Origin of the sequence: Rhodoplanes roseus, from assembly GCF_003258865.1 — a bacterium.
In the GTDB taxonomy this organism is placed as follows: Bacteria; Pseudomonadota; Alphaproteobacteria; order Rhizobiales; family Xanthobacteraceae; genus Rhodoplanes; species Rhodoplanes roseus.
Map to the genome: position 1 here is coordinate 1 of NZ_NPEX01000550.1, position 1,601 is coordinate 1,601.

The 1,601-nt window shown below is 69.1% G+C and carries 1 protein-coding gene; it reads right to left on the reverse strand.

Annotation, left to right across the window (positions count from 1 at the left end; translation table 11 throughout):
• Nucleotides 1-69: 69 nt before the first annotated feature.
• Entirely contained in the window at nt 70-1,521 is a 1,452-nt protein-coding gene (locus CH341_RS31165; RefSeq protein WP_111423555.1) for an NAD-dependent succinate-semialdehyde dehydrogenase, read from the reverse strand.
• Nucleotides 1,522-1,601: the final 80 nt, after the last annotated feature.

The following is a 1,601-nucleotide window of genomic DNA, read 5'->3' on the forward strand; positions in this document are numbered from 1 at the left end:
GGCGGACTTCGTCCGCCGACCTCCCCCCTCCAGGGGGAGGTGGTCACCCCGCAGCGACGTGCATCAGTCTCACCAGGTCACGGAGACGTACTGGGTCTCCAGGAACTCCATCAGGCCGTCATGCGCGCCTTCACGGCCGAGGCCGGACTGCTTCATGCCGCCGAACGGGGCCGCCGGATCCGACATCAGGCCACGGTTGAGGCCGATCATGCCGAAGTCGAGCTTCTCCGACACCCGCAGGCCGCGGCTGAGATCCTTGGTATACAGATAGGCCGCGAGCCCGTACTCGGTGGCGTTCGCCTCGCGGATCGCCTCGTCCTCGCTCTTGAACGTCTTCAGCGCCGCGACCGGACCAAAGATCTCCTCACGCAGCAGCTTGGCGTCGTCGGAGATGTTGGTGAGAACCGTCGCCGGATAGAAGAAGCCCTTGCCGGCGGGCCGCGTGCCGCCGACCGTCACCTTGGCGCCCTTGGCGAGCGCGTCGTCGACCAGCTCCTGCACCTTGTCGCGGGTGTCGGCGTTGACCAGCGGGCCGAGCGCGACACTCTCGTCGAGCCCGTTGCCCATCTTCAGCGCCGCCATCCGCTCCGTCAGCTTCGCCGCGAAGGCGTCGTGCACGGCCTCGTGCACATAGAAGCGGTTCGCCGCCGTGCAGGCCTCGCCCTGGTTGCGCATCTTGGCGATCATGGCGCCCTCGACGGCGGCGTCGATGTCGGCGTCCTCGAACACCAGGAACGGCGCGTTGCCGCCGAGCTCCATGGCCGGCCGCACCACGTTGTCGGCCGCCTCGCGAAGAAGCTTCACGCCGACCTCGGTCGAGCCCGTGAAGGAGACGACGCGGACCCGCATGTCGTGCAGCATCGCCGAGACCACCGGACCGGAGCGGCGCGACGGCACCACGTTGACGACGCCGGCCGGGACGCCCGCTTCGGCCAGGAGCGGCATCAGCGCCAGCATGGTCAGCGGCGTCTCGGAGGCGGGCTTCAAGACCACGGTGCAGCCGGCGGCCAGCGCCGGCGCAATTTTTCGGGTCGCCATCGCGGCCGGATAGTTCCACGGCGTGACCAGACAGGCGACGCCGGCCGGCCGGTGCTGCACCATGATCCGGGCGCCGGAGGAGGGCGCGTGATAGAGCTGCCCGAGATTGCGCACGCCCTCTTCGGAAAACCAGCGGAAGAACTCCGCCGCATAGGCGACCTCGCCGCGCGAGTCCGGCATCGCCTTGCCGTTCTCCAACGTGATCAGCTTGGCGAAGCGCTCGCTCTGCGCCGTGAACAGCTCGAAGGCGCGGCGCAGGATTTCTCCGCGCTCGCGCGGCTTTCTGGCCGCCCATTCGGCGCCCGCCGCGGCGGCGGCTTCCACGGCCGCTTTCGCGTCGTCGACCGTGCCGCTCGCCACCGACGTGATGACGCTCTCGGTCGCCGGATCGATCACGTCGAAGCGGGCGCCGTCGGAGGCCTTCTTCCACTCGCCGCCGATCCACAAGTCGGTCGGCACGCCGGCGATCAGATTGTCGTACATGCTCTTGGTCCTCGGCTCGTGTCGCCGGTCGAAGCGACGGCCTCTCGGTCTCTGATCACCTCCCCCTGGAGGGGGGAGGT

Coding starts and splice junctions, on each gene's coding strand:
- CH341_RS31165 (WP_111423555.1), bottom strand. CDS start 1,521: ATGTACGACAATCTGATCGCCGGCGTGCCGACCGACTTGTGGATCGGC.